We start from the raw sequence: 24,084 nt of genomic DNA, 5'->3' as shown, positions 1-24,084 counted from the left end.
CCTCAATCCCGCAGGAAGCCCGTGAGGGGATCCGAGGCGGCCGCGCCGCGCGCGAGCACACGGCCGAGACCCGCGCGGTACGCCTTGCGTCCCGCGATAATCGCATCGCGGAACGCCGCGGCCATGAGCGGTAGGTTGCCCGCCGTCGCGAGCGCCGTGTTCGCCATGACAGCCGCTGCGCCCATCTGCATCGCCTCGCAGGCCTGCGCCGGGCTGCCGATGCCGGCATCGACGATGATGGGCAGGTCGATCTCGTCGATGAGGATCTGGATGAACTCCTTTGTCACGAGCCCCTTGTTCGAACCGATGGGCGCGGCGAGCGGCATGACGGCGGCTGCGCCGGCGTCCACGAGGTCGCGCGCCGTATTGAGGTCAGGATACATATACGGCAGAACGATGAAGCCCTCCTTGGCGAGCTGCTCCGTCGCCCGCACCGTCGCCTCGTTATCCGGCAGCAGATACTTCGAGTCGCGCATAATCTCGATCTTTACGAAATCGCCGCAGCCGAGCTCACGCGCGAGATGCGCGATGCGCACGGCCTCCTCCGCCGTGCGCGCGCCCGACGTATTCGGCAGCAGCGTCACCTGCTTCGGGATGTAGTCGAGGATGTTCTCATGCTCCTTCGTGTTCGCGCGCCGCACGGCCACCGTCACGATCTCGGCGCCCGCGTCGCGCACGGCCGCCTCGATGAGCTGCAAGGAGTATTTCCCCGAGCCAAGAATGAACCGCGAAGCGAATTTCCGTCCGCCAAGTTCCAGCAGGTCTTCCTCATTCTGCACCATACCATTGCTTCCTTTCTCTCTTCAGTAACTGGCAGCGGCTCAGCAGCCGCCGCCCATGAAACAGACTATCTCCACGACATCGCCGTCGGCGAGCTGCGTCGCTGCATACTGCGCCTTCGGCAAAATCGCCTCGTTGTACTCCACCGCGACCGCGCGGCTGTCATAGCCTGCGGCCTCGAGATACGCGGCGACGCTCTGTCCCGCCGCGTCCTGCGGCTCACCGTTGATCTTCACCATACACCTCCCCCCTTTCCGAGAACAACTGCGAGGAACGCTGAATGACGTAACGATTCTCCGCAAATAAATAAAAGACTGCCCCTGCTTGGACAGTCTTCTCTCCGCGATACAACGGCGCTCCCTACGTTGGCATTATCCAAATCAGGTTCCGGGTCGGCAGCTCCACTGCCCTCTCAGCCTGCTCGGAGGACAACTGTCCTCAGCAAGCTCCCCTCGCTATATGATTTTCCCTTTTATTATAAAACGCTTTCTCTGAAATTGCAATCCGAGAACCACCGAGAAAACACGGCAGGCCGCGGATTTTCCAGTTTACAGGCGCGCGGGCCTGTGATATACTATGCAAGGTGCGTCAGCACCATCCATGCCGCGGCGCAGAGGCTGGCAACTCCGGCCGTTTCTTCGCTGACGGTGCAGCATATCAAGATTAGGAGGAAAAGACAACATGCTGACTCAGGAAGCAAAACAGGAAATCATGGCAAAATACGCGGTGCACGAGGGTGACACGGGTTCGCCCGAGGTGCAGATCGCCGTTCTCACGGCTCGCATCCAGTACCTCACGGATCACCTCAAGGAGCACAAGAAAGATCATCACTCCCGCCGCGGCCTGCTGAAGATGGTCGGCCATCGCCGCCGTCTCCTCAGCTACCTCTACAAGAAGGACATCGAGCGTTATCGCGCCATCATCGCGAAGCTCGGCCTCCGTTCCACGGTGGAGCGCTGATTCATCAAGCAATGAGTCTTTCGGGACGCACACGACTTCGCGAGAAGGCGCGTGCGTCTTTTTCATTTCTCACAGCAGTTCGTGTCATAAATAAAAAAGTGCCTGTGCGCTCTCCCCATGGAGCATTTTCTCCGTGGGGAAACGCACAGGCACTTACTATATAAATCCCCAAGAGCGCAAGCCGCAGGCGCAGCGCGATTGGCTGGATTTACTGCAAGGACGGGCGCACAATGTCCACAAAGTGGACGTTTGTGCGTTGAGTATGTTACGATGGCAGCTGCGTGCGCCAGATGGCGGCCGCACGCGCGCGGTCCTTCGTGAGCTGCCGCACGAGCTGCTCCGCTGAGGCGAAGCGCTGCTCGTCGCGCAGCTTGGCGAGGAAATCGACGGTGAGCTCGCGGTCGTAGATGTCTGCCGAGAAATCCGCGATGTTGACCTCCACGCGACGGCTGCAGCCCGCAAATGTCGGATTGCTGCCGATGCTCGCCATGCCGCCGTACAACTGTCCGTCATAGGCGACGCGCACGGCGTAAGCACCGTTCGGCAGCATGGCGACGCCTGGCAGGATCGGCAGGTTCGCCGTCGGGAAACCGAGCGTACGCCCGCGGCGATCGCCGTGGATGACGCGCTCGACGAGGCGGAAGGGATGGCCTAGGAAATCGTTCGCCATCGCGAGCTCTCCCTCAGCAATGAGCGCGCGGATGCGCGTCGAGCTCACGATCCGGCCGCCGCGGAGCACGGCGGGACAGATCTCCGTCTGGAAACCGTAGGCCGGGCCGTCGCGCAGGAGCTGACGATGCGTTCCCCGCCCCCTCTGCCCGAAGGTGTAATTCGGCCCCGTGACGACAAAACGCGGCGCGAAATCGGCGCGCAGGAGCTCGAGGAACTCCTCCGGCGTCCGCTGGGCAAATTCCCGCGTAAACGGGATGGAGACAAGGACATCGACGCCCAGCCCCGCGACGAGCTGCTCCTTGAGCGCCTCCGTGCCAAGCTGCAGCGGCATATGCTGCGGCGAGAGCACCGAGAGCGGATGATTGCTGAACGTGAAGACCGCGCTCGTCCCCTCTACGCTGCGCGCAAGGTCGACGGCCCGGCGGATGATGCTCTGGTGGCCGATATGGACACCGTCGAACATGCCGAGCGCAACCGCCATGCGCGGATATTTCTTTGTGAAGTCTTTCAGTTTATGGTAGACCTGCATGGTATCAGTCCTGTTTCTGTGATTTGGGGAACCACTGATTCATTCAGCACTCCGTCTTCACGCGTCTGCACTGTCCTCTCGCCCTCTACCATCCTCAGCGTAGCTTCGGCTACGCCTGCGGTTTGTCTCCGAAGAGTACAGCGCATCCACGTAAATCCGGAGCACTTCATTTAATCAGCGGTTCCTTGGAAGAATTAGCTGCGCGAGAGGACCTTCTCCGGCACGACGCTCTGCGCCGCCGCGTCCACGCGTCCGATACCGAGGAACTGTCCCTCGCCGTAGACGCGCAGGTGCGCCGCCTCGGGCATCACCAAAGAGATGTCGTGCGTCGGCAGCCCGTTGCAGAAGGCACGTGCGCGTCCCCGCGGCAGATCGTAGCGGGGAAGTCCTGAGAGGCGCTCCTCCGGCGCCTCGAGCGCGCCGCGCCCCCGCGTGGCAAACTCCTCGAGCGTCAGCGCCTCCGTCAGGGAGAAATCACCGACGCGCGTGCGCACGAGGAAGCTCATGACGGCGGGCATGCCGAGGCGCTTGCCGATATCGCGGCAGAGCGAGCGGATATATGTGCCGCGCGAGCAATCGACATCGAGCAGCAGGGTATGACGTGCAGCATCGAGTGCGAGCAGCTCCAGCCGATGGATGGTTACGCGCCGCGCCGGCAGCTCAACCGTCTCACCCGCGCGCAGGCGCTCGTAAGCGCGCCTGCCGCCGATTTTGATGGCGGAGTGCGCGGGTGGCACCTGCGAGATCTCGCCGCGGAACGCGGCAAGGGCCTGCTCGACCTCGGACGCGGCAGGCATGCTGACCGCCTGCCGCGCCACGACCTCGCCGCCAAGATCGCCCGAGTCCGTCGCCACGCCGAGCAACAGCTCCGCGCGGTATGATTTCTCCGCGTGCTCGAGATACTCGATGAGGCGCGTCGCCGCGCCCGCCGCCACAGGCAGGACGCCCGCCGCGCCGGGATCGAGCGTCCCAGCGTGGCCGACCTTCTTCATGCCGAGCACGCGCCGCGCGCAGCCGACGACGTCATGCGAGCTCATGCCCGGCGGCTTGAGCAGGTTCAGGAAGCCATCTTCGCGCGCCGTCATGCCGTCCAGTCCTCGCGGATGGCGCGCGCAATCGCGTCCATGATGGTCTGCTTCGCCTCAGCGAACGGCTGTGTGAGCGTGCAGCCCGCCGCGCGCACATGGCCGCCGCCACCGAAGGAGGCCGCGATGCGGCTCACGTCGACGCGCTTCGAGCGCATGCTCACGCGGCAGAGCTCCGGCTCCTTGCATTTGAGCACGACGGCGACATCCACGCCGTCGATGACGCGGATGTGACCGATGAAGCTCTCCGTCGACGCCATGCGCGCCGTCTGCGCCTGCGTGAGGAAAATGCCGCAGGCCTTCCCGTCCGCAAAAAGCTCCATCTGGGAAAGCGCCTCCGCGAGATCGCGCACGGTCTGGAGCGGCCGCACCTCGAGCGCCTCGGATATCACATGCGGCTCGGCGCCGGCCTCGAGAAGGTCGGCGGCCGCGCGGTAAGTATGCGCCGTCGCGTTGGAAAAGCGGAAGAATCCCGTATCCGTCGCGAGCCCCGTATAGAGGCAGGCCGCGGCTGCGGCGTCCGGCCGGACGCCGAGTGCGCCCGCGAGGTCATAGATGATCTCCGCTGTCGCGGCGCGCGTACCATCGAGGTAGAGCTCCTCGCCCGCCGTGCCCGTGTTCGTATGATGATGATCGATGTTCAGGATGCGCCGCGCACGGACGACACTGGAAGTTCCCCCGATGCGGTCCGACATCGTGTCGAGGATGACGAAGACATCGCATGCGATGGCCTCGCCCTCCCGCGGCCTCTCTATAACATCATATCCCGGCAGCACCGAGAAGGCTGCCGGGATATCATCATCAAGCAAAACCGTGACGTCCTTGCCAAGCGCCCGCAGGAGGTGCATGAGGCCGAGCGAGGAGCCGATGGCGTCGCCGTCGGGATTCACATGGGCCGTGATGACAACCTTTGCGGCGCCTTGCAGCGCTGCCGCTGTTTCACTCAATGTAAGCATTTTATTTTTCTCCCTCCGCATCAGCAGCGGACGCGGCTTTCGCCGCATCCTCCGCCTGGATTTTCAAGAGGAGTTTCTGGATATGTGCGCTGTAGTCGAGAGACTTATCGAGCGCAAAGGTGAGTTCCGGCGTAAACCGCAGGCGGATCCGCTTTCCGATCTCGCGGCGGATGAAGCCGAGGGAGCTCTGCAGCCCCGTCCAGCAATCCTTGACCTGCTGCTCGCTGCCCATGAGGCTCACGTAGATCTTTGCCTCACGGAGGTCGCCGGTACATTCCACAGATGTCACAGTCACGAACCCGATGCGCGGGTCCTTGAGCTCGCGCAGGATGATTTCAGAAATCTCCTGCTTCATGAGTTCCTGCACCTTTTCTACCCGGAGCTGGCTCATGTGCATACGCCTCCTTTACTCAGCCGCTTTTTCTTTCTCTGCCTTGGCCTTGGCCTCCGCCTCGCGCTTCTTGGCGGCCGCCTTGTTCGCCTCGGTGATGCTCGTCTCCACTTCCTCCATCGTATAGGCTTCGATGATGTCGCCTTCCTTGAAGTCGCGGAAATCAATGATGGAGATGCCGCACTCATAGCCCGCCTGGACTTCCTTGACCTCGTCCTTGAAGCGGCGCAACGAGTCGATCTCGCCGTCGAAGATCTCGATGTTGTCGCGAATGATGCGGATCTTCGAGTTGTTGCAGATCTTGCCCTCGAGCACGTAGGAGCCTGCGACGAGCGCCTTGGAGAACTTCATGACCTGACGGATCTCCACGCGGCCCTGTACGACTTCCTTGTACTTCGGCTTGAGCATGCCGCTCATCGCGTCCTTGACGTCGTTGATGGCATCGTAGATGACGCGGTAGGTGCGGATGTCGACGCTCTCCGTATCGGCGACGCGGCGCGCGTTCGCATCCGGACGCACGTTGAACGCGATGATGATGGCGTTCGACGCCGAGGCGAGCATGACATCCGACTCGTTGACCGCGCCGACGCCCGAGTGGACGATGGAGACGCGGACCTCGTCGTTCTTGTTGAGCTTCAGAAGAGAGCTCGAGAGCGCCTCGACAGAGCCCTGCACATCCGCCTTGATGACGATGTTGAGATCCTTGATCTCGCCCTCCTGGATCTGATGGAAGAGATCGTCGAGGGAGACCTTCTTGCTCTTGATGAGGTTGTTGCGCTGACGCTCGATGCGCGCCTCCGCGATGGAACGCGCCTGCTTTTCGTCGAGCGCCGCGAGCACGTCGCCCGCCTCCGGCACATCGCCGAGGCCGAGGATCTCGACCGGTACCGACGGGCCGGCCTTCTTGACGTTCTCGCCGCGATCGTTGATCATCGCGCGGACCTTGCCGTACGTCGTGCCGCAGACGATGGAGTCGCCGATGCGCAGCGTGCCATTCTGCACGAGCACCGTCGCGACCGGGCCGCGTCCCTTGTCGAGTTTCGCCTCGACGATGACGCCGCGCGCCGCGCGGTTCGGGTTCGCCTTGAGCTCCTCGACCTCCGCGACGAGCAGGACGTTCTCGAGCAGGTCGTCGATGCCGATCTGCTTCTTCGCCGAGACGGGCACCATGATGGTATCGCCGCCGTATTCCTCCGGCACGAGGCCCTGTTCCATGAGTTCCTGCTTCACGCGATCAGGGTTGGCGCCCGGCTTATCGATTTTGTTGACCGCTACGATAATGGGGACATTTGCCGACTTCGCGTGATGGATGGCCTCGATGGTCTGCGGCATCACGCCGTCATCTGCCGCGACGACGAGGATGGCGATATCCGTGATCTGGGCACCGCGCGCGCGCATGGCCGTGAACGCCTCATGGCCCGGCGTATCGAGAAAGACGATCTTCTTGCCCTTGCAGTTAACCTGATAGGCACCGATGTGCTGCGTGATGCCGCCCGCCTCGTGCGTCTGCACATGCGTGTTGCGGATGCAGTCGAGCAGGCTCGTCTTGCCGTGGTCGACGTGGCCCATGACCGTGACGACCGGCGGACGGAGCTTGAGGCTCTTCGGATCATCCTCAATCTCCGGGATCTCCGTCGGATCGACATCAGGCGGTAGCTCCTCGCACGTCACGCCGAACTCGGAGGCGACGAGTGCCGCCGTCTCGAAGTCGATCTCCTGGTTGATGGTCGCCATGACGCCCATCATGAAGAGCTTCTTGACGACCTCTGCCGCCGTGTAGCTCATCTTCGAGGCGAGATCCTTGACCGCGATGCTCTCGGGGAGCTTGATATGCGTCGGACGCGCGATCTCAACCTTCGGTGCCGGCTGCTGGCGGCCGCCCCTGCGGTTATTCCTGCCGCTGCGGCGGTCGTTTCTGCCACCCCTGCGGTCGTTCCTGCCGCCGCGATTCTCCGTGCGATCGTTCCTACCCCTGCGGCCATTGCCGCCGCTGCGATCATTGCGGCCATTGCCGCCATTCCTGCGGCTGTCGCCGCCGCGATTGCCGCGATTCTCACCGCCGCGATTTTCGCTGCTGCGGCTCTCGTTGCTGTGGCTGCCGCTGCGGCTCTCGCTGTGCGCTGCGGCTGTGCGGCGCTCCGCCGGACGGTTCTCGCTCCTGCGGCGCGTCTCACCGCCCGCTTGTCCGCTTTCCCGCTTCGACTCCTGCCGCACCTCCTGCTTCGGCTGTGGCGCGCGCTTCTCCGGCTGCGGCGCTGGTGCTGCCGCCTTTTCCTGCGACTTGCCGCTCTTGCCCGCGAAATGATTCTTCACCGCGGCATGCTCCGCGTCGCCGACGCTCGAGAAATTATTGACCGCCTTGAAATGATTCTTCTTCAGGATGTCGAGGATATTCTTCGTATCTGTATGGAATTCCTTTGCTAATTCATAAACCCTATATTTGGACATTAATCCACCCCCGTAGGTATCATCCCTGCTCCTTCAGGAGCTCCTGCAAGCGCTTCGCAAATCCTGCGTCGAGCAATGCTGCGACCGCACGGTATTCCTTGCCCAGGCAGGCGCCGAGCGCATCCCTCGTGAGGAGATGCGCGACGGGGACGTCGTATCTATCTGCTAATTCTTCAAATTTTCGTTTCGTTTCCTGCTGCGCGTCAGCCGCAATCATCAGGAAGTCAGCCTTCCCTTTCTTCACGGCCTCCTCGACAGCAAAGGCACCGGAGGCCATACGGCCCGCCCGCTGTGCCATGCTCAGGAGGTTCACGATGCGCTGCTCGCTCATGCGCGTTCCTCCGGAGCTGCGCCGACAGCGAGTTCCGCCGCGAGCGCCTCATAGACCGCCGGGTCGATGGCACAGGCGAAGGAACGCTCGAGACGATGTCCCTTGCGCGCCTTCTCGAGGCACTCGACGCGCGGACAGATGTAGGCGCCGCGCCCTGATTTCTTGCCCGTGCGATCGACGGAGAACTCCCCTTCCGGGCTCCGCACGATGCGGATGAGTTCCTTTTTCGGATGTTTCTCCTGGCAACCGACGCAGAGCCGCTCCGGTATCTTCTTGACTTTTCCTGCCTTTGCCGCCACGTCATTCACCTTCCGCTGTGAAGGAAGCGTCGCTCTCGACGGCGACCTCGCTCATGCCCGCGTCGAGCACCTCGTCCGCTGCCTGCGACTCGCTCTTGATATCGATCTTCCAGCCCGTAAGCTTCGCGGCGAGACGCGCGTTCTGTCCCTCCTTGCCGATGGCGAGAGAGAGCTGATAGTCCGGCACGACAACGCGCGAGACCTTCTCATCCTCGTTGACGGCCACAGAGACGACCTTCGCGGGGCTCAGCGCGTTCGCGATGAACTTCGCGCTGTCCTCGTTCCATTTCACGATGTCGATTTTCTCACTGCCGAGCTCATCGACGACGGCCTGCACGCGCATGCCCTTGTGGCCGACGCAGGAGCCGACGGGATCGACGTCATCGTCCTTCGAGTAGACAGCGATCTTCGAGCGCATGCCCGGCTCGCGCGCCACCGACTTGATCTCGACGATGCCCTCCTGGATCTCCGGCACCTCAAGCTCGAAGAGGCGCTTCAAGAGGCCAGGATGCGTGCGGGAGACGACGATCTGCGGCCCCTTGCTCGTCTTCTTGACCTCGACGATATACGCCTTGATGCGGTCGCCATGCTCGTACGTCTCGCCAGCGATCTGCTCTGTCGGTGTGAGCACGGCCTCCGTCTTGCCGAGGTCGATGAACACGTTGCGGTTCTCGACGCGCGAGACGAGGCCCGTGATGATGTCACCCTCGCGGCTCATGAACTCCTCGTAGATGATGCCGCGCTCCGCCTCGCGCACGCGCTGCACGACGACCTGTTTCGCCGTCTGCGCCGCGATACGTCCGAAGTTCGCCGGCGTCACCTCGATTTCGAGCACATCGTCAACCTCGTAGTCCGGGCGGATGGTGCGCGCCTGCGCGAGCGAGATCTCCTGCACGTCATCCTCTACCGTCTCCACGACCGTCTTGATGGCATAAACGTGATAGGCACCCGTCGTGCGGTCGAGCACGACACGCACATTCTGCGCCGAACCGAAATTCCGCTTATACGCCGAGATGAGTGCCGCCTCAATGGCGTCGAAGAGGACCTCCTCCTCTACGCCCTTTTCACGTGCGAGCTCCTTGAGCGCCTCAAGGAAGCCCGGCTCCTGTGCCTTTGCCTTCGCTTTGCTTCTTCTTGCTGCCAAAATATATATCCTCCTACTGCAGCGGAGACCGCGTTACGCCGCCCCCTCGCATGATAATCAAAAATCAATATGCAACCGGATCTGCGAGACCTTCGCCAGCGGCAGCGCCATCCCGCTGATCGTAACGGTCTTCGCAGCGTCGTCATACGCTTCGAGCACGCCCGTCAGCTGTTTCTTGCCGTCGAGCGGCGCGTAGAGCGCGACGTCTACCTTCTTGCCCTGCTCGCGCACGAAATCGCGCGGCTTGCGCAGCACGCGGTCGAGCCCCGGCGACGAGACCTCGAGTATGTAGCTGTCCGCGATGAGACTCGTCGCGTCGAGCTGCTGCTCGAGCTTCTCACTGAGCGTCTGACAGTCATCGATATCGATGCCGCCTTCCTTATCTATGAAAACGCGCAGATACCAGTCATGCTCCTTCACATACTCGACATCGACAAGCTCGACGCCCGCCTGTTCCTCGAGCAGCTTGCGCGCCATCTGTTCCACAGCTTCTTCGATCGGATTTGCCATTCCTCCACCTCCCGCAAGAAAATTACCATAAACATAAGAGGAAAGAGTGGGCTCACACCCACTCTTTCAAAAAACGCTCAAATTTCTTTATTAAGTATAGCATTCGCCCGCGGACTTGTAAAGAGAAAATTATCTATTTGCCCGCCCTCCGGAGACGTCATCATTGCCGCGCAGTCCCCGTGACGAAATGCGCCGCACTGCCCTCGGGGGACTTCGTGACCTCGAGGCGACACGGAATGCGCGCGGCGAGTTCCTCGACATGGGAGATGATGCCGATGACGCGTCCGCCCTCCTGCAGCTTCAGCAGCGCCTCGATGGCGAGGTCGAGCGTTTCGCTGTCGAGAGAGCCGAAGCCCTCGTCGATGAACATCGTATCGAGGCGGATGCCGCCCGCGTAGCGCTCGACGACATCGGCCAGCCCGAGCGCGAGCGAAAGCGAGGCGAGAAACGACTCGCCGCCTGAGAGCGACTGCGCCTCCCTGCATTTTCCCGTATAGGCATCGTAGACCGCGATCTCGAGACCATCCGCCTTGCGCCCATCCGACTGGCTGCCGAGCGCGAGCGCGTAGCGCTGGCCGCTCATGGTGCCAAGGCGCTCGTTGGCCGCATCCATGACATCGCGGAAGATGGAACGCTGGATATACGTCTGGAAATGGATGCGGTAGGGCTGCTCGCCGCCGGCCACCTGCGCGAGGCGGCCGGCGAGGCCGTACGCCTGCTCGATGCTTTTTTCTTCGACAGCGAGCTTCTGCAGGGAAGCCTGCCATTTCTTGCCCTGCTCGATCCGCAGCGTCGTCTCGCTTTCCTGCCTCGCCGCCTGCCGCCACGCCGCCTCTGCGGCAGACGCAGCCGCCTTGAGCGCCGCGAGGTCCGGCGCGGTCTGCCCCGCTGTCTCACGCGCCGCGTCCTCCCACGCCGCCCGGTGTCTGAGCGCCGCGTCCTCAAAGGCGCGGATGTGCTGCGCCACCTCATCGCGGTGCGCCTTCTCGCGCCAGCGTCCCGCAAGCGCCGCGTCATACGCAGCCTGCGTGGAAAATCCCGCGTCCGCGCGCGCGGCTGCGAACTGCTGCTGCGCCTGCACTGCCCGCGCGCGCTGCTGCTCTGCATGCGCGGCGGCGCTCTTCGCGCTCGCGGCGGAGGCGCTCGCGGCCGTTTCCGTCCGGCGGCTTGCCTCCTCGCACTGCTTGAGTACCTGCTCGCTTTCCTGCAGCGCTCGAGAGGCATCGCACCAGGCCCGGTTCACAGCCGCCGCAGCAGGCGCGACGCCTTCCGGCAGATTCTCTTTCTGCGCGGCGAGCTGTCCCTTGAGCGCCGCTGCCGCCGCTGCGGCCTTCTGCTCTTCTTCCTGCGCACCACGTACGCGCTGCCGCAGCTTCTCGAGCACCTTTGCCGCCTCGTGGACCTCCTGCTCCTCCGGCACGACGTCCTGCGCCTCCGCCGGATGCGGATGCGAGCAAGAGCCACAGACAGGACACGGCGTCCCGTCCTCCAGGCCGCGGGCCAGAGAGACGGCCTTGCCCAGGCGCTCGAGGGCCTGCAGCCGCTCCAGCCTCAGCTTTGCCTGCTCGGCCGCCGTCTCCGTGTCGATCCGCTCCACGCGGCAGGCGGCTTCGCGACGCTCGGCCGCCGCGAGCGCATGGGCCAGGCGCTCCGCATCCGCCGCAGCACGCTTGGCCAGCTCGAGCTGCTGCACCTTGCGCCGCAGCGCCGCGCGTTCCTCTTCCTTCTCCTGCTGCGCCGCGAGCTGCTGAGCCGCCTGCGTGGCCGCCTGCTTTGCCCGCGCGGCCGCCGCGGCGAGGCGCTCTGCCTCCTCGCTGCTCCTTACCTCAGCCGCTGCCTCCTCTGCCGCCTGCCGCTCTTTGTCGAGGATCGCTGCCGCCTGCTGCGCCTGCGCCAGCTGCGCGCGAAACATCTCTACGCTCTCTTTCTTCTTCTCATCTGACGCGCAGTCCTTCTCCGCCTGCGCGAGACGCGCGAACGCCGCCGCGAGCGTCTGCCCGCTGACGAGTCGGCGCTGCTGCTCCTCATGCGCCAACCGCAGGGATGCAGTTCTTTCCCGGCAAGCGGTGAGCGCCTGCTCTTGCTGCGCGAGCGCTGCCGCAAACTCCTCCGCCGAGGCGACCTCCGCCTGCATGAGCAGCTGCGCCTGCTGCGCCCGGCAGTCCCGTGCCCACGCCGCGAGATCGAGCGCACGCTCCTTCAGCCGCTTCTCGAGCGCGGCATACCGCTCCGTGTGGAAGAGCGCCTGCATGAGCTCGCCGCGCCGCCGGGAATCACTCATGAGGAACGCGCGGAACTCACCCTGTGGCAACAGCACGACCTGTCGGAACTGCTCGCAGCGAAAGCCCGTCAGCGTCTCGAGATACTCCGTTACCTCGCTCGTGCCGGTGACGAGCAATTCCTCCTCGCCGCCGCGCTGCACGTAGAGCTCCGCCCGCGCCCTCGTCGCGCTCTTCCTGTCCTCGCGCCGATAGGCCGGACTGCGCAGCACGCGGTAGCCGCGCGCGCCGAGCGCGAATTCCAGCTCCACCCAGGTCTCTGTCTCCGGCGCCGCCTTGTCCGAGCGCAGCATCGTACCCGTGCGCAGAGAGCCGCTCGCCTTGCCGTAAAGCGCAAAGCAGATCGCGTCGAGCAGCGTCGTCTTCCCCGCGCCCGTCATACCGTGGATGAGGAAGCAGCGATTCTCTCCCAGCCCCCGCGCGAAGTCGAGCGCCACCTTGCCGACATAGGGGCCGAATGCCTGCAGGCTGAGTTTCCTGATCCTCATACTTCCTCCCTCTCTTCCCGCGCCATTTCCTCAAGGACCGCCTCGAGATACTTCTGCTGATCGGGGGAAAACGTCTCCCGCGTCATCTCCTCATAGAAATCCCGGAACAAGGCAAGCTCCGACACCTCTCCCGCCTGCGGGCGCAGCCGCAGTTCCTCCGCCTGCGCCGCCTGCCAATTCGGCCGGGTGAGCGCGAAGAGATTCGGATAGATGGCGGTGAGCTTGTCATAGGCATTGAGAATGGTCGCACGATCGAGGAGATCCACACGCACATAGTCATCATGCGGCAGAGGGTCAAAGTCCGCCTGCCGCAGCTCCTCCAAGGTGCCGCGCACGATGCGCACGTCGTGGCGCGGCGCCAGCGCCTCGAACCTCGTCTCTACGGCACCGTCTGCCGCGAGCTCCACGACCAGCGCCCCCTTTTTCTGCGCAGCCTCGTCAAAGGAATATTTGAGCAGTGATCCCGCGTAGCGGATCTTCTCCGCTCCCGCGCGCTGCGGCCCATGCAGATGGCCGAGCGCCGTATAGCTATAAGGCAGGAAATGCGCGGGCCGCACCTGGTCCGTGCCGCCGACGGAGAGCGGCCGCTCGGAGGAAGCGCTGCGGCCGCCTGCGAGGAATGCGTGCGCGACAGCCACCGAACGGCAGCCGTCCGGAATCTGCGCGCGCGCCGCCTGCACCTGGCGCGCCATCGCCGCGTCGAAATCCAGCGGTTCCTCTCGCGGCACCTGAAATGCCGCGCGTACCTCCACGGGCGTCGCAAAAGGCAGCAGCGAAAAATACACCGGCCCCGCCGCATCCTCGAGTACGACCGGCGCGTCCTCCCCGCGCACGCACCCGCGCAAGTAGACGCCGCTCGCGGCGAGCAGTTCCCTGCCGAAATCAAGGCGGGCCGCACTGTCGTGGTTGCCCGCGATATAGAGCACCGCGATGCCCTTTCCCACAAGGTGGGCGAGCACCTCGTCGAAAAGCGCCACAGCCTCGGCGGGCGGTACCGCTCGGTCATAGACATCCCCCGCGATCACGACGGCCTGCACGTCCTCATCCACGGCCAGCGCGACGAGCTCTTCGAGCACATAGCGCTGATCCTCCGTCATGTAGCGCTGACCAAACAACTTGCCGAGATGCCAGTCTGCTGTATGTAAAAATCGCATGATTCCTCCGTAATCTCCATCCCATAGCACACATCGTTCCAAAGAAAAAACTGCGGCAAAGCGCAGTTCCTAAAAAAACACTTCGCCGCAGCTATGCGCCCGGCTCCCAGTACAAGAAAAGGCTGAATGAACTTGTGGTTCCTCAAATCCCCTGCAGCGGCGTCATCGCGCGCACGAACGTACGGCCGCAGGCACAAGGGTCGCTGCACAGACTCACTGCCTGTCCCGTGCGGAACCGGATGAGCGGGAGCGCCTCAGCCATGAGCGACGTGAGCACCAACTCACCCATCTGTCCATCCTCGACCGGCGTATCTGTCCCAAACGCGATAACCTCAGGATACCAATAATCCTCCTGTACATGCTGTCCCTGCTGTGCGGGGCAGGAAAAGAGCGCCCCCGCCATGCCGAGTGCCGGCGGTGCGAAGAAATTATAGACGCGTGCATGCGACCGCTGCACGACGTGTCGCTGCAGGAGATTCTGCAGCCCCATATCGTTCAGGCTGAAAAGCATGCGCAGTGGATATGCCGCGATATCCTTCCCCACTGCCTGCAGCTGGATGACGAGCTGCATGATGAGCTGCGGCGTACTCACAACAGCATCCATGCTCACACAGTCCATGAGGCGGAACCAGCGCCGGTAGTCCGTGCCGAGCGGCACGACGGCCGCACCGAGGATCTCAAGCGCATACTGCACATCGAGCAGACGGCTGTCCGAGAGATCCCCCTGCACGCCGACCACCGAAGTCCTATTCACACCCGCTGCGACGAGCCCGCGCAGCATCATCTCAACATTATGCGCCACGTCGCCGCTCGTATAGAGCTGCAGGAACTCCCCGGCCGGCTGCTCCTGGTAGCTGAACCGTAGCACGCCCGAGAGCGGTAGCGTCAGCCTGTCATACACATCATGGCTGCGCAAATCCAGCGGCGTCACAAAGGGCAACTTGCGAATATCAGAGAGTGCCTGGATATCCGCCGCAGAAACGCCGGCTTTGGCAAAAGCGTCCTGGTAAAAACCGCTCTTTTCTCCCGCCCATTTCACCGCCTTCTGCAGGCGCTCCAATTGCAGCGCCTGCAGCGCCTCGCGCGGCATCGTCTCAATCTCGGGATTTGCATACATATCCGACATCCCATCGCTTCCTGTCGCTCATGCCAGCGGCCGCTGATAGAAAAATGGCTGAAAGCTCGTATAGCCCAGCGCCCGAAAATTCAGAATCGCCTCCGTCGCGCCGACAAAGAGGATACCGCCCGGCTTCAAGGCACGGAAGAAGTTCGCATAGAGCTGGTCCTTCGCCTCCTCCGTGAAATAAATCACGACATTGCGGCAGAGAATAAGATCGAACCCCGTCTCAAAGGAATCCTTGAGCAAATTGTGCCGCTTGAACTCGATGCAGCGCTTGATCTCATCCTTTACCGCGAATTTGCCGCCCTCCACGCGGTCGAAATACCGACTGCGCCGCTCCGGCGTCATGCTCTTGAGCTCGTTCTCCGTATAGACCCCCTGCCGCGCCTTGGCAAGGATCTCCACATCGAGATCCGTCGCGAGAATCTGATGCTTGACCCCCGGCGTGAGTTCCTTAAGAATGATCGCGAGCGAATACGGCTCTGCTCCGATGGAACAGCCCGCGCTCCAGATCTTGAGTCGCGGCGACCGCTTCAGCAAGTCGGGGATAACATCCGTCTCCAGCTTGCCGAACTTCTCCGGCGTGCGGAAAAACTCAGATACGTTGATGGTCAGATATTCGATGAACGCGGCGAAATCATCCTTGTCCTGCACGACATGATCGAAATATGCTGTATAGCCATCGAACTTGCCGCGATTCACGAGATTGCCGATTCGCCGCTTCATCTGCGGTTCCTTATAAAGGTCGAGATCGATTTCCGTCTTTGCCTTGAGCTTTCTCTTGAAGTTCACCCAATCCGCATCATCCATCATAGGGAATCCCTCCTAAATTTGCAGGACCATGCCTTCCCTCTCCATGAAGGAACGGGCGTCCGGCAGGACTGCGCTCCAGCGCATCTCCTCCCCCGTCCCGCAACACATTCTTCTTTCAGTTCTATATTCCCCTTTGAGGAATGAATTTCCTGCTAACCAAACAAAAAAAGACAGTCGCCAAAAAGCAACCGTCCAAAAATAGGAAAATCTTCCTAAAGAAAGTATGTTTTCCTCATCCGAACTGTTCATGAAGCGGATCACTTGATGTCATACACCATCTTGTCTGCATCAACCTGTACTTTGGGCAACACGATGTGCAACACACCGTTCTCAAAGGAAACAGTCACCGCATCCTTATCAATGTCGTCAATCTCAAAGGAACGCTCGAACGTTCCCGTACGACGTTCACGGCAGAGGTAGCGCACGGACTCCATCTCCGGCTCCGGACGCTCCGCACGAATCGTCAGCCTGCAGTCCCCCTCATAAGCGACCGTGATCTCCTCCTTTGTGAATCCTGGCAATTCAGCGAAAAGTTCATAACGATCCGACAGCTCGATGGCATCCACGCGGAATGGGAAGATAACGCTTGCCGCCCGGCCGACTGGATTGTGCGCCTGCTCCATCGCGAAGTCCCAAAAACGATCGAGCACTTCGCGGCTCTTTTCCGAGGCATTGTTCTTGAAATGAAACGGAATCGTACGGAACATAATAATCTCCTCCTATCGATGATTCTGATTTCATTATACCGTTTCCGTTGAAAAATCACAACGAGAAATCACGACATCTGCCGCCCCTCGAAGAATATCGCGCAGTCGCTCATGCCATCATGCTCTCCCCGGAAGAGCAGCACGCTCCGCCACCGACCTCCTTCGCGCGATCCAACGCCCTGCCGCCGTCGCGAATGACCCGCTCCGGCGTCATACCTGGGACGGCATGCACGATGCCTGCATTGACACGCAGATGCTTCATGCGGTCATCCATCGACAGCATGAAAGCGAGCTGTTCCTGGAACGCCCTCACACTCGCCTCCGCCGCTTCGTCCGATAAGGCATCCGGCAGGAATACCGCGAACTCATCGCCGCCAAGGCGGGCCACGTGATTGGTAGTGAACGCCAACCGCAGCTCCTCCGCGACGATCTGCAGCACTGCATCCCCAAGCGGATGACCGTAGCGTTCATTGAAGCCATGGAATCCTTCGACATCAAAGGAGAGCAGCGTATAGGCCTGTCTGTCGTTCTGCTTGAGGACGTCATAGAAATACTCCCGGTTGAGCAACGATGTCAGCTGATCCTCACGCGTGAGCCGCTGAATGGTGCTCCGGTACTCCTTTTCCTGCGTGACATCCCGCGCAATGCCAACGGTACCGATGATATCCTGACTGTCCTCGTCAAAGATCGGCGTCTTGTACGTCTTGAGCTTGCGCAGGCCCTGCGCGCTCATGACCTCCTCATCGTAGAGGCATGTCTTGCGCGTATTGATCACATCCTCCTCTGTCTCCACACAGACATAGTCACTCGCCTCATAGACCTCGCGCGGGATGCCCCAGATGTAATAATGATCCTTGCCCTCCACATCCTTTTTCCGCTTGCTGACTGCCGTGCAGAACGCATCATTGACATGGAGATGTATCCCCTTGATATCCTTGTACCAGACCATATCCGGCAACGTATTGATGGTCTGTTCGAGGTACGTCTGCGTGAGCCATGCGTCCTTTTCCTCCTTGAGCAGACGTTGCAGCCGACGGAAATGAAAGACTGCCGTCTCTCCGAGATGTGCGAGCGGCCAGACATCATCGAAATACGTGAGATCCTCTTCCGGCAGATTCTGCACAGAATCCGCGCAGAGAATCAGCTTTCCCTTCATACCGATGTCCTGCCGCAGCATGGGAATCTGAAGCGTCGCTGCATCACCGAGCAGGACGATCTGATTCCTCCCGCTGGGTAGGTGCATCGACCGAGAAAAATCATGAAAGAGATGGGTAAACCTCTCTAGTGGTTCTATCTCCTGCCAGATACGGATAATCTTCTCATCAATGCCTCTCACCCAAAAATGCAGCTGAACATGGTACATGGTCTATCTTCCTCTCAGACGTGCGTTTCACCGTCCACTTTCGCGCTATGGTATCTATGAATCTACAATTTTCATATAGTTCTATTCTACACAAGAAGTCCCTTTCCTGCAAAGGAAAGGGACTTCTTGTACTTTATTCCGCGATACTTATCCGAGAATCACGAGGGAATCATGCACCTTGACGCTCTGGCCAGCCGTGACATTGAACGTCTTGACCACGCCATCGGCATCTGCCGTAATCTCGTTCTGCATCTTCATGGCCTCGAGGATGAGCAGGACATCGCCAGCCTTAACTGCCTGGCCCTCGGAAGCGACGAGCTTCACGATCTTGCCCGGCATCGGCGCATTGATGGAATGTTCGCCAGCGCCAGCTGCAACAGCTGCCTTCGCCGGTGCAGGCGCAGCGGTGGGCGCCGCTTTCGGTGCAGGAGCAGCCTTCGGTGCCGGTGCTGCCTTGACTGCGGACTTGACCTCTTCTACCTCTACCTCATAGGCGGTGCCATTGACCGTGATGTTGAACTTTTTCATTGAAAATTCCTCCAATTATTCAGCTTGACTCAATGCCTGCCGCCGCGGGCAGCCAGATTCCATGCATTGCTCGTACGCTTGATGCGCACAGCGATGACTTTATTCCCCGTCATCATCTGGACCGCAGCCGAGATAGCGGCTACGACCTCAGGACGGACATCGCTTGCATTGATTTTCATGAGCGGTTCCTCGCTTCCGAATTACAATGGGATATTGCCATGTTTCTTTGCAGGACCGACCTCGCGCTTGCTCGCGAGCGCGTTGAACGCGGTGATGACGAGCGGACGCGTCTCCTTCGGCTCGATGACCATGTCGACGTAGCCGCGCTCTGCAGCGACATACGGCGTCGCGAACTCATCGATGTATTCCTGCGTCTTGGCCTCTTTGTCTGGATCCTTGCGGAAAATGATGTTCGCTGCGCCCGCAGGGCCCATGACAGCGATCTCAGAGGTCGGCCATGCCATGACCTGGTCAGCGCCGAGCTCACGGCAGCACATCGCGATGTAGGAACCGCCGTAAGCCTTGCGCGTGATGACCGTGACCTTCGGCACCGTCGCTTCGCTGTATGCGTAGAGCATTTTCGCGCCGTGGCGGATGATGCCGTTGTGCTCCTGGTCGACGCCCGGCAGGAAGCCCGGTACATCGACGAGCGTCAGGAGCGGGATGTTGAACGCATCGCAGAAGCGGACAAAGCGCGCCGCCTTGTCCGAGGCATCGACGTCGAGGCAGCCTGCCATGACGTTCGGCTGATTCGCCACGATACCGACGACACGGCCATCCATGCGGGCATAGCCGATGATGACGTTCGTCGCGAAAAGCTCCTGTACTTCGAAGAACTCGCCGTTATCCACGATGGATTGGATGACATCCTTCATGTCGTACGGCATGTTCGGATTGTCCGGCACGACCGTATTGAGGCTCTCATCCTGGCGATCCGGATCGTCTGTCGGCTCGACGGACGGCGCGTCCTCCATGTTGTTGCTCGGCAGATACGAGAGCAGCTCGCGAATCTTCGCGAGACAGTCGTCCTCGTTCTCGCAAGCGAAGTGCGCAACACCGGAACGGCTGTTGTGCGTGACAGCACCGCCGAGTTCTTCCGCCGTGACCTCTTCGGCCGTGACGGACTTGATGACCGCCGGGCCCGTGATGAACATCTGGCTCGTGTTCTTCACCATGAAGATGAAGTCCGTAATTGCTGGGCTGTAGACAGCGCCGCCAGCGCACGGTCCCATGATGACAGAGATCTGCGGGATGACGCCGGACGCCGCCGTGTTGCGGTAGAAGATGCCGCCATAGCCGGAGAGCGCGTCAACGGCCTCCTGGATGCGGGCGCCGCCGGAATCATTGATACCGATGCAGGGAGCGCCCATCTTCATCGCGAGATCCATGACCTTCCAGATCTTGTGGGCATGCTTCTCGCCGAGCGCGCCGCCGGAAACCGTGAAATCCTGCGCATAGGCATAGACAAGACGGCCATCCACCGTACCGTAGCCGGTGACAACGCCATCGGCAGGCATATCCTTTTTCTCCTGGCCGAAGTTCGTGCAGCGATGCTTCATGAACATGTCGAGCTCGACGAAGGTACCCTCATCAAAGAGCTTTTCGAGACGCTCACGCGCCGTATACTTGCCCTTGGCATGCTGCTTCTCAATGCGTGCCGCACCGCCGCCCAGGCGGATGTGCGCCTTCTTCGCATTCATCTGGTCAATCTTTTCTTGAACGGTTGCCATTTTAACCCTCCTATGATCAGCATTGTTACTGCATCATTATTTTGCACCTTTTTCGCAAAAATTGCAAGTAGCTACTAAGAGCTGATAAGAAAGGAATCAGTCGCGCTGGCAGAGCTCAAGAAGGACGCCATGCGAAGCCTTCGGATGCACGAAAGCAATCTTGGCGCCGCCGGCACCCTTGCGCGGCTTCTCGTCGATGAGGCGCACGCCCTTCTCCTTGAGGTCGGCAAGTGCTGCCTCGAGGTTGTCGACACGCAGTGCGATGTGCTGGATGCCACCGCGGCCATTGTTCTTCTCGATGAACTTCGCAATTGGGGAGGAATCCTCCGTTGCTGCCAGAAGCTCGATCTCGCTGCCATTCGGCGTCGGGAAGAATCCCGTCGTGACCTTCTGCTCTGCGACGGTCTCTTCACCGTTGGCCGGCAGGCCGAGCGCCTCGCTCCAGAACGAGCCGACCTCCTTGAGATCCGTGACTGCGATGCCGATATGGTCTACGCCTAAAACCTTGAACATAATATCTGCCTCCTCAATGACTCCTCATCGGAGCATTTCCTGCATGATGTCGCCGACGACCGTGTAGGGATCCGTCTCATGTGCCTTGATCTTCTCGACGTAGGCGTCGAGGCGGCCCGTATCCACGATCTTGCCAGTGATGTATTTGCCGATGTTGCTCGACAGGATGTCGAGCATCTCGTCTTTCGTACGCTTCGTGCGGCGCGCCAGCAGCTCGCCGTTCGCGCTGATGTAGGCATGGTGCTTCTCGATGCTCGCGATGAGCTCCTTGACGCCGATGTTCTGATTGGCAATGACTTTGTCAATCGGCGGACGCCAATAACCAAGCTTTGCATCCTCATTCGCCTGCGGACCGACCGCCATGTGGTGGAACTGGTCAGAGAGCGCTTTCTGTGCCGCGTCCATGGGCGCCGGCTCATGGACGTCGAGATCGAGCATCATGTTGATCTCGCGCACGAGCTTGTCGGCACCGTCATGATCTGCCTTGTTGACGCAGAACACATCGCCGATCTCGAGGATACCTGCCTTGATGGCCTGGATATCATCCCCCATGCCGGGAATGAGCACGACCATCGTCGTATCTGCCGCCTTGACGATATCGACCTCGGACTGGCCGACGCCGACCGTCTCGACGAAAATCACATCTTTGCCGAAGGCATCCATCGCCTTGACCGCATCTGCCGTCTTGTGCGAAAGTCCGCCAAGGCTGCCACGCGTTCCCATGCTGCGGATGAATACGCCTTCATCGAGCGTGAGTCCGTTCATGCGGATACGGTCGCCGAGGATGGCGCCTCCCGTAAACGGGCTGGTCGGATCGACGGCGATGATGCCGACGGTCTTGCCCTGATTGCGGTACTCGCGCGCGAGCTTGTCGGTCAGCGTGCTTTTGCCGGCTCCCGGAGGCCCGGTGACACCAAGAACGAACGCATGGCCCGTGCGCGGATAAAGCTTCTTCATGATTTCGGTCGCTTCATCGTACTCATTCTCGATGGCCGTGATGGCGCGGGAAAGTGCTAAGCGGTTCCCTTTCAGCAGTTCTTCTGCAATATCCAAAGGCTCGCCCTCCCTTAAAGAAACTGAATCAATGGGCTCTTAGAGCTTTACATGCTCCTTGATGAACTTCACGACGTCCGTCGTCGGCGTGCCCGGCGTGAAGACCTCGGCAACGCCGGCCTCCTTGAGGGCAGGGATATCGGTTTCGGGGATGACACCGCCGCCGATGATGAGGACATCGTTCATGCCCTTCTCGCGAACGAGATTGACCACCTTTGGAAACAGATGCCCATGCGCACCGGAAAGGATGCTCATCGCGATGACGTTGACATCCTCCTGGAGTGCTGCTTCAGCAATCTGCTCCGGCGTCTGGCGAAGGCCCGTGTAAATGACCTCGAAGCCCGCGTCGCGCAGTGCACGTGCGACGACCTTCGCGCCGCGGTCATGTCCGTCAAGACCCGGTTTCGCCACTAATACTCTGATTTTCTTCTCCATTTGTTGTCCCTCCAGACAGTGCGGCAGCATCGGGCACCCGCCCGCCTGCCGCTAGACTCACACTCAGCAGATTACAGGTTCACATGTGCCTCATACTCGCCGAAGACACTGCGCATGACATTGCAGATTTCGCCGAGTGTCGCGTACGTCTTGACCGCTGCGAGAATATGCGGCATGAGGTTCTCGTTTTCATCCTCGCAGGCGCTCTTGAGATCCTTGAGCGCTGCCTCGACAGCCGCGTTGTCGCGTTTCGCCTTCATCTCGTGCAACTTGGCAACCTGGCGCTTGCCGACGGCCTCATCGACCTTCAGAAGATCCTTCGGCGGCTCCTCGTTCTCCATCTGGAACTTGTTGACGCCGACGATGACGCGGGCACCAGACTCGACATCCATCTGCCACTTATAAGCGGAATCCTGAATCTCCTTCTGGATGTAGCCCTTCTCGATGGCTGCGACAGCGCCGCCCATGTCATCGATCTTCTTGATGTAGTCCCAAGCCTCAGCTTCGAGCTTGTTCGTCATAGCCTCTACGTAGTAGGAGCCGGCGAGCGGGTCGATGACATCGGCAAGGCCGCTCTCGTAGGCGACAATCTGCTGCGTGCGCAGTGCAATCGTCACGGACTCCTGCGTCGGCAGCGCGAGCGCCTCATCGCGGGAATTCGTGTGGAGGGACTGAGTGCCGCCCATGACGGCTGCAGCCGTCTGCAGGGCAACGCGCACGATGTTGTTGTTCGGCTGCTGCGCCGTGAGCATCGAGCCCGCCGTCTGCGTATGGAAGCGCAGCTTCATGGACTTATCCTTCTGCGCATGGAAGCGCTCCTTCATGACCTTCGCCCAGATGCGGCGGGAAGCGCGGAACTTCGCAACCTCCTCGAGGACGTTGTTGTGGGCATTCCAGAAGAAGGAGAGGCGGCCGGCGAAATCGTCGATGTGCAGGCCTGCCTTGATGGCCGCCTCGCAGTAGGCGATGCCATCGGCGATCGTGAAGGCGATTTCCTGAGCAGCCGTGGAGCCTGCCTCGCGAATGTGATAACCAGAGATGGAGATCGTGTTCCACTTCGGCACGTTCTTCGAGCAGTACTCGAAGATGTTCGTGATGAGACGCATGGACGGACGCGGCGGGAAGATGTACGTGCCGCGCGCTGCGTACTCCTTGAGGATATCATTCTGGATCGTGCCGCGCAGCTGGTCAGCAGGAACCCCCTGCTTTTCAGCGACAGCGATGTACATAGCGAGCAGGACAGATGCCGGCGCATTGATCGTCATGGACGTCGAGACCTTGCCAAGATCGATCTTGTCGAAGAGGACCTCCATATCGGCGAGGGAGTCGATGGCGACACCGACCTTGCCGACCTCGCCCTCGGAAATCGGATCATCGGAGTCATAGCCGATCTGCGTCGGCAGGTCGAACGCGCAGGAAAGACCCGTAGCGCCGTTTTCAATCAGCATGCGATAGCGCTTGTTCGACTCTTCTGCCGTGGAGAAGCCTGCGTACATGCGCATCGTCCAGAAACGGCCGCGGTACATCGTCGGCTGCACGCCGCGCGTGTACGGATAGACGCCTGGGAAGCTGATTTCATCAGCGTAGTCCGTGTCCTTGATGTCGAGCGGCGTGTAAAGGCGCTGCTCCGGCAGATGCGGGCGCTCCGGGAAACGGGCGACTGCCTTTTCAACGCTCGCCTGATACTTTGCAAGTTCAGCTTGGATTTTCTCGTGTTCCGTGCTCATATCGAGTTGCCTCCTGATTCAGTTCTATTCTGGAAGTGCCGTGTCAGCCAGTCATCAGGCCAACCAGCA

25 protein-coding genes and 1 riboswitch are annotated in these 24,084 nt (G+C 60.9%); of the genes, 1 reads left to right on the top strand and 24 read right to left on the bottom strand.

The annotated features are described in order from the left end of the window. Window positions 1–2: 2 nt before the first annotated feature. Together F599_RS0109220 and thiS are read right to left on the bottom strand one after the other, a co-directional pair. Entirely contained in the window at window positions 3–782 is a 780-nt protein-coding gene (locus tag F599_RS0109220) for a thiazole synthase (RefSeq protein WP_019543241.1), read from the bottom strand. 39 nt (window positions 783–821) lie between these two features. Next, window positions 822–1,019, bottom strand: coding sequence for a sulfur carrier protein ThiS (gene thiS / locus F599_RS0109215; protein WP_019543240.1), 198 nt, complete (start codon window positions 1,017–1,019; stop codon window positions 822–824). Between the two features lie 100 nt (window positions 1,020–1,119). Then, window positions 1,120–1,243, bottom strand: a riboswitch (TPP riboswitch). 218 nt (window positions 1,244–1,461) lie between these two features. Here thiS and rpsO point away from each other — a divergent pair. After that, window positions 1,462–1,740, top strand: a complete 279-nt coding sequence (rpsO, locus tag F599_RS0109210; RefSeq protein WP_019543239.1) for a 30S ribosomal protein S15 — start codon at window positions 1,462–1,464, stop codon at window positions 1,738–1,740. A gap of 265 nt (window positions 1,741–2,005) precedes the next feature. Here the strand turns inward: rpsO and ribF are convergent, their stop codons facing one another. The 22 genes from ribF to F599_RS0109095 all read right to left on the bottom strand — a co-directional run bounded on the left by ribF (window position 2,006) and on the right by F599_RS0109095 (window position 24,015). Then, window positions 2,006–2,941, bottom strand: a complete 936-nt coding sequence (gene ribF, locus F599_RS0109205) for a riboflavin biosynthesis protein RibF (protein WP_019543238.1) — start codon at window positions 2,939–2,941, stop codon at window positions 2,006–2,008. A 194-nt stretch (window positions 2,942–3,135) separates the two neighbouring features. Then, window positions 3,136–4,026, bottom strand: a complete 891-nt coding sequence (truB, locus tag F599_RS0109200) for a tRNA pseudouridine(55) synthase TruB (RefSeq protein ID WP_019543237.1) — start codon at window positions 4,024–4,026, stop codon at window positions 3,136–3,138. Then, entirely contained in the window at window positions 4,023–4,982 is a 960-nt protein-coding gene (locus F599_RS0109195) for a DHH family phosphoesterase (protein ID WP_019543236.1), read from the bottom strand. Before F599_RS0109195 ends, truB begins: the two co-directional genes overlap by 4 nt. 1 nt (window position 4,983) lies before the next feature. After that, on the bottom strand, window positions 4,984–5,373 hold the full coding sequence (gene rbfA, locus F599_RS14030; protein ID WP_019543235.1) for a 30S ribosome-binding factor RbfA: 390 nt from the start codon (window positions 5,371–5,373) through the stop codon (window positions 4,984–4,986). A gap of 15 nt (window positions 5,374–5,388) precedes the next feature. Next, entirely contained in the window at window positions 5,389–7,821 is a 2,433-nt protein-coding gene (gene infB / locus F599_RS0109185) for a translation initiation factor IF-2 (protein ID WP_019543234.1), read from the bottom strand. Between the two features lie 19 nt (window positions 7,822–7,840). Further along, window positions 7,841–8,152, bottom strand: coding sequence for a L7Ae/L30e/S12e/Gadd45 family ribosomal protein (locus F599_RS0109180; RefSeq protein ID WP_019543233.1), 312 nt, complete (start codon window positions 8,150–8,152; stop codon window positions 7,841–7,843). Beyond that, window positions 8,149–8,451: an RNase P modulator RnpM gene (gene rnpM / locus F599_RS0109175; RefSeq protein ID WP_019543232.1), complete on the bottom strand. Its 303-nt coding sequence runs from the start codon at window positions 8,449–8,451 to the stop codon at window positions 8,149–8,151. The genes F599_RS0109180 and rnpM overlap by 4 nt, the downstream gene beginning before the upstream one ends. Before the next feature lies 1 nt (window position 8,452). Then, window positions 8,453–9,595 carry a transcription termination factor NusA gene (gene nusA / locus F599_RS0109170; protein ID WP_019543231.1) on the bottom strand — a complete coding sequence of 381 codons (1,143 nt, stop codon included), beginning with the start codon at window positions 9,593–9,595 and terminating at the stop codon, window positions 8,453–8,455. 57 nt (window positions 9,596–9,652) lie between these two features. Next, complete coding sequence (locus F599_RS0109165) at window positions 9,653–10,105, bottom strand: ribosome maturation factor RimP (RefSeq protein WP_019543230.1); 453 nt, start codon at window positions 10,103–10,105, stop codon at window positions 9,653–9,655. Window positions 10,106–10,265: 160 nt separating this feature from the next. Beyond that, on the bottom strand, window positions 10,266–12,872 hold the full coding sequence (locus F599_RS0109160; protein WP_019543229.1) for an AAA family ATPase: 2,607 nt from the start codon (window positions 12,870–12,872) through the stop codon (window positions 10,266–10,268). Continuing rightward, a complete protein-coding gene (locus F599_RS0109155; RefSeq protein ID WP_019543228.1) occupies window positions 12,869–14,026 on the bottom strand; it encodes an exonuclease SbcCD subunit D in 1,158 nt (385 codons plus the stop codon). The genes F599_RS0109160 and F599_RS0109155 overlap by 4 nt, the downstream gene beginning before the upstream one ends. Window positions 14,027–14,168: 142 nt before the next feature. Next, window positions 14,169–15,152 (bottom strand): phenylacetate--CoA ligase family protein, encoded by a 984-nt coding sequence (locus F599_RS0109150; RefSeq protein WP_019543227.1) that lies wholly within the window; start codon window positions 15,150–15,152, stop codon window positions 14,169–14,171. A gap of 18 nt (window positions 15,153–15,170) precedes the next feature. Further along, window positions 15,171–15,959 (bottom strand): CheR family methyltransferase, encoded by a 789-nt coding sequence (locus F599_RS0109145; protein ID WP_019543226.1) that lies wholly within the window; start codon window positions 15,957–15,959, stop codon window positions 15,171–15,173. 257 nt (window positions 15,960–16,216) lie between these two features. Next, window positions 16,217–16,666 carry an Hsp20 family protein gene (locus F599_RS0109135; protein ID WP_019543225.1) on the bottom strand — a complete coding sequence of 150 codons (450 nt, stop codon included), beginning with the start codon at window positions 16,664–16,666 and terminating at the stop codon, window positions 16,217–16,219. A gap of 109 nt (window positions 16,667–16,775) precedes the next feature. Beyond that, window positions 16,776–18,029 carry a GGDEF domain-containing protein gene (locus tag F599_RS14025; protein ID WP_081626367.1) on the bottom strand — a complete coding sequence of 418 codons (1,254 nt, stop codon included), beginning with the start codon at window positions 18,027–18,029 and terminating at the stop codon, window positions 16,776–16,778. A gap of 147 nt (window positions 18,030–18,176) precedes the next feature. After that, window positions 18,177–18,557: a biotin/lipoyl-containing protein gene (locus tag F599_RS0109125; RefSeq protein ID WP_019543223.1), complete on the bottom strand. Its 381-nt coding sequence runs from the start codon at window positions 18,555–18,557 to the stop codon at window positions 18,177–18,179. Window positions 18,558–18,586: 29 nt separating this feature from the next. Beyond that, on the bottom strand, window positions 18,587–18,736 hold the full coding sequence (locus tag F599_RS0109120; protein ID WP_019543222.1) for a hypothetical protein: 150 nt from the start codon (window positions 18,734–18,736) through the stop codon (window positions 18,587–18,589). A gap of 21 nt (window positions 18,737–18,757) precedes the next feature. Further along, the gene (mmdA, locus tag F599_RS0109115) at window positions 18,758–20,287 is read right to left on the bottom strand and encodes a methylmalonyl-CoA decarboxylase subunit alpha (RefSeq protein WP_019543221.1); all 1,530 of its coding nucleotides are present in this window, start codon (window positions 20,285–20,287) and stop codon (window positions 18,758–18,760) included. Window positions 20,288–20,383: 96 nt separating this feature from the next. Next, complete coding sequence (gene mce, locus F599_RS0109110) at window positions 20,384–20,800, bottom strand: methylmalonyl-CoA epimerase (protein ID WP_019543220.1); 417 nt, start codon at window positions 20,798–20,800, stop codon at window positions 20,384–20,386. A gap of 24 nt (window positions 20,801–20,824) precedes the next feature. Beyond that, window positions 20,825–21,853 (bottom strand): methylmalonyl Co-A mutase-associated GTPase MeaB, encoded by a 1,029-nt coding sequence (gene meaB / locus F599_RS0109105; RefSeq protein ID WP_019543219.1) that lies wholly within the window; start codon window positions 21,851–21,853, stop codon window positions 20,825–20,827. Window positions 21,854–21,892: 39 nt separating this feature from the next. Continuing rightward, window positions 21,893–22,288 carry a cobalamin B12-binding domain-containing protein gene (locus F599_RS0109100; RefSeq protein WP_019543218.1) on the bottom strand — a complete coding sequence of 132 codons (396 nt, stop codon included), beginning with the start codon at window positions 22,286–22,288 and terminating at the stop codon, window positions 21,893–21,895. Between the two features lie 71 nt (window positions 22,289–22,359). Further along, window positions 22,360–24,015 (bottom strand): acyl-CoA mutase large subunit family protein, encoded by a 1,656-nt coding sequence (locus tag F599_RS0109095; RefSeq protein WP_019543217.1) that lies wholly within the window; start codon window positions 24,013–24,015, stop codon window positions 22,360–22,362. Window positions 24,016–24,084: the final 69 nt, after the last annotated feature.

The organism is Selenomonas bovis DSM 23594, from assembly GCF_000381005.1.
GTDB lineage: Bacteria > Bacillota > Negativicutes > Selenomonadales > Selenomonadaceae > Selenomonas_C > Selenomonas_C bovis.
This window is presented reverse-complemented; position numbering and strand designations above follow the sequence as displayed.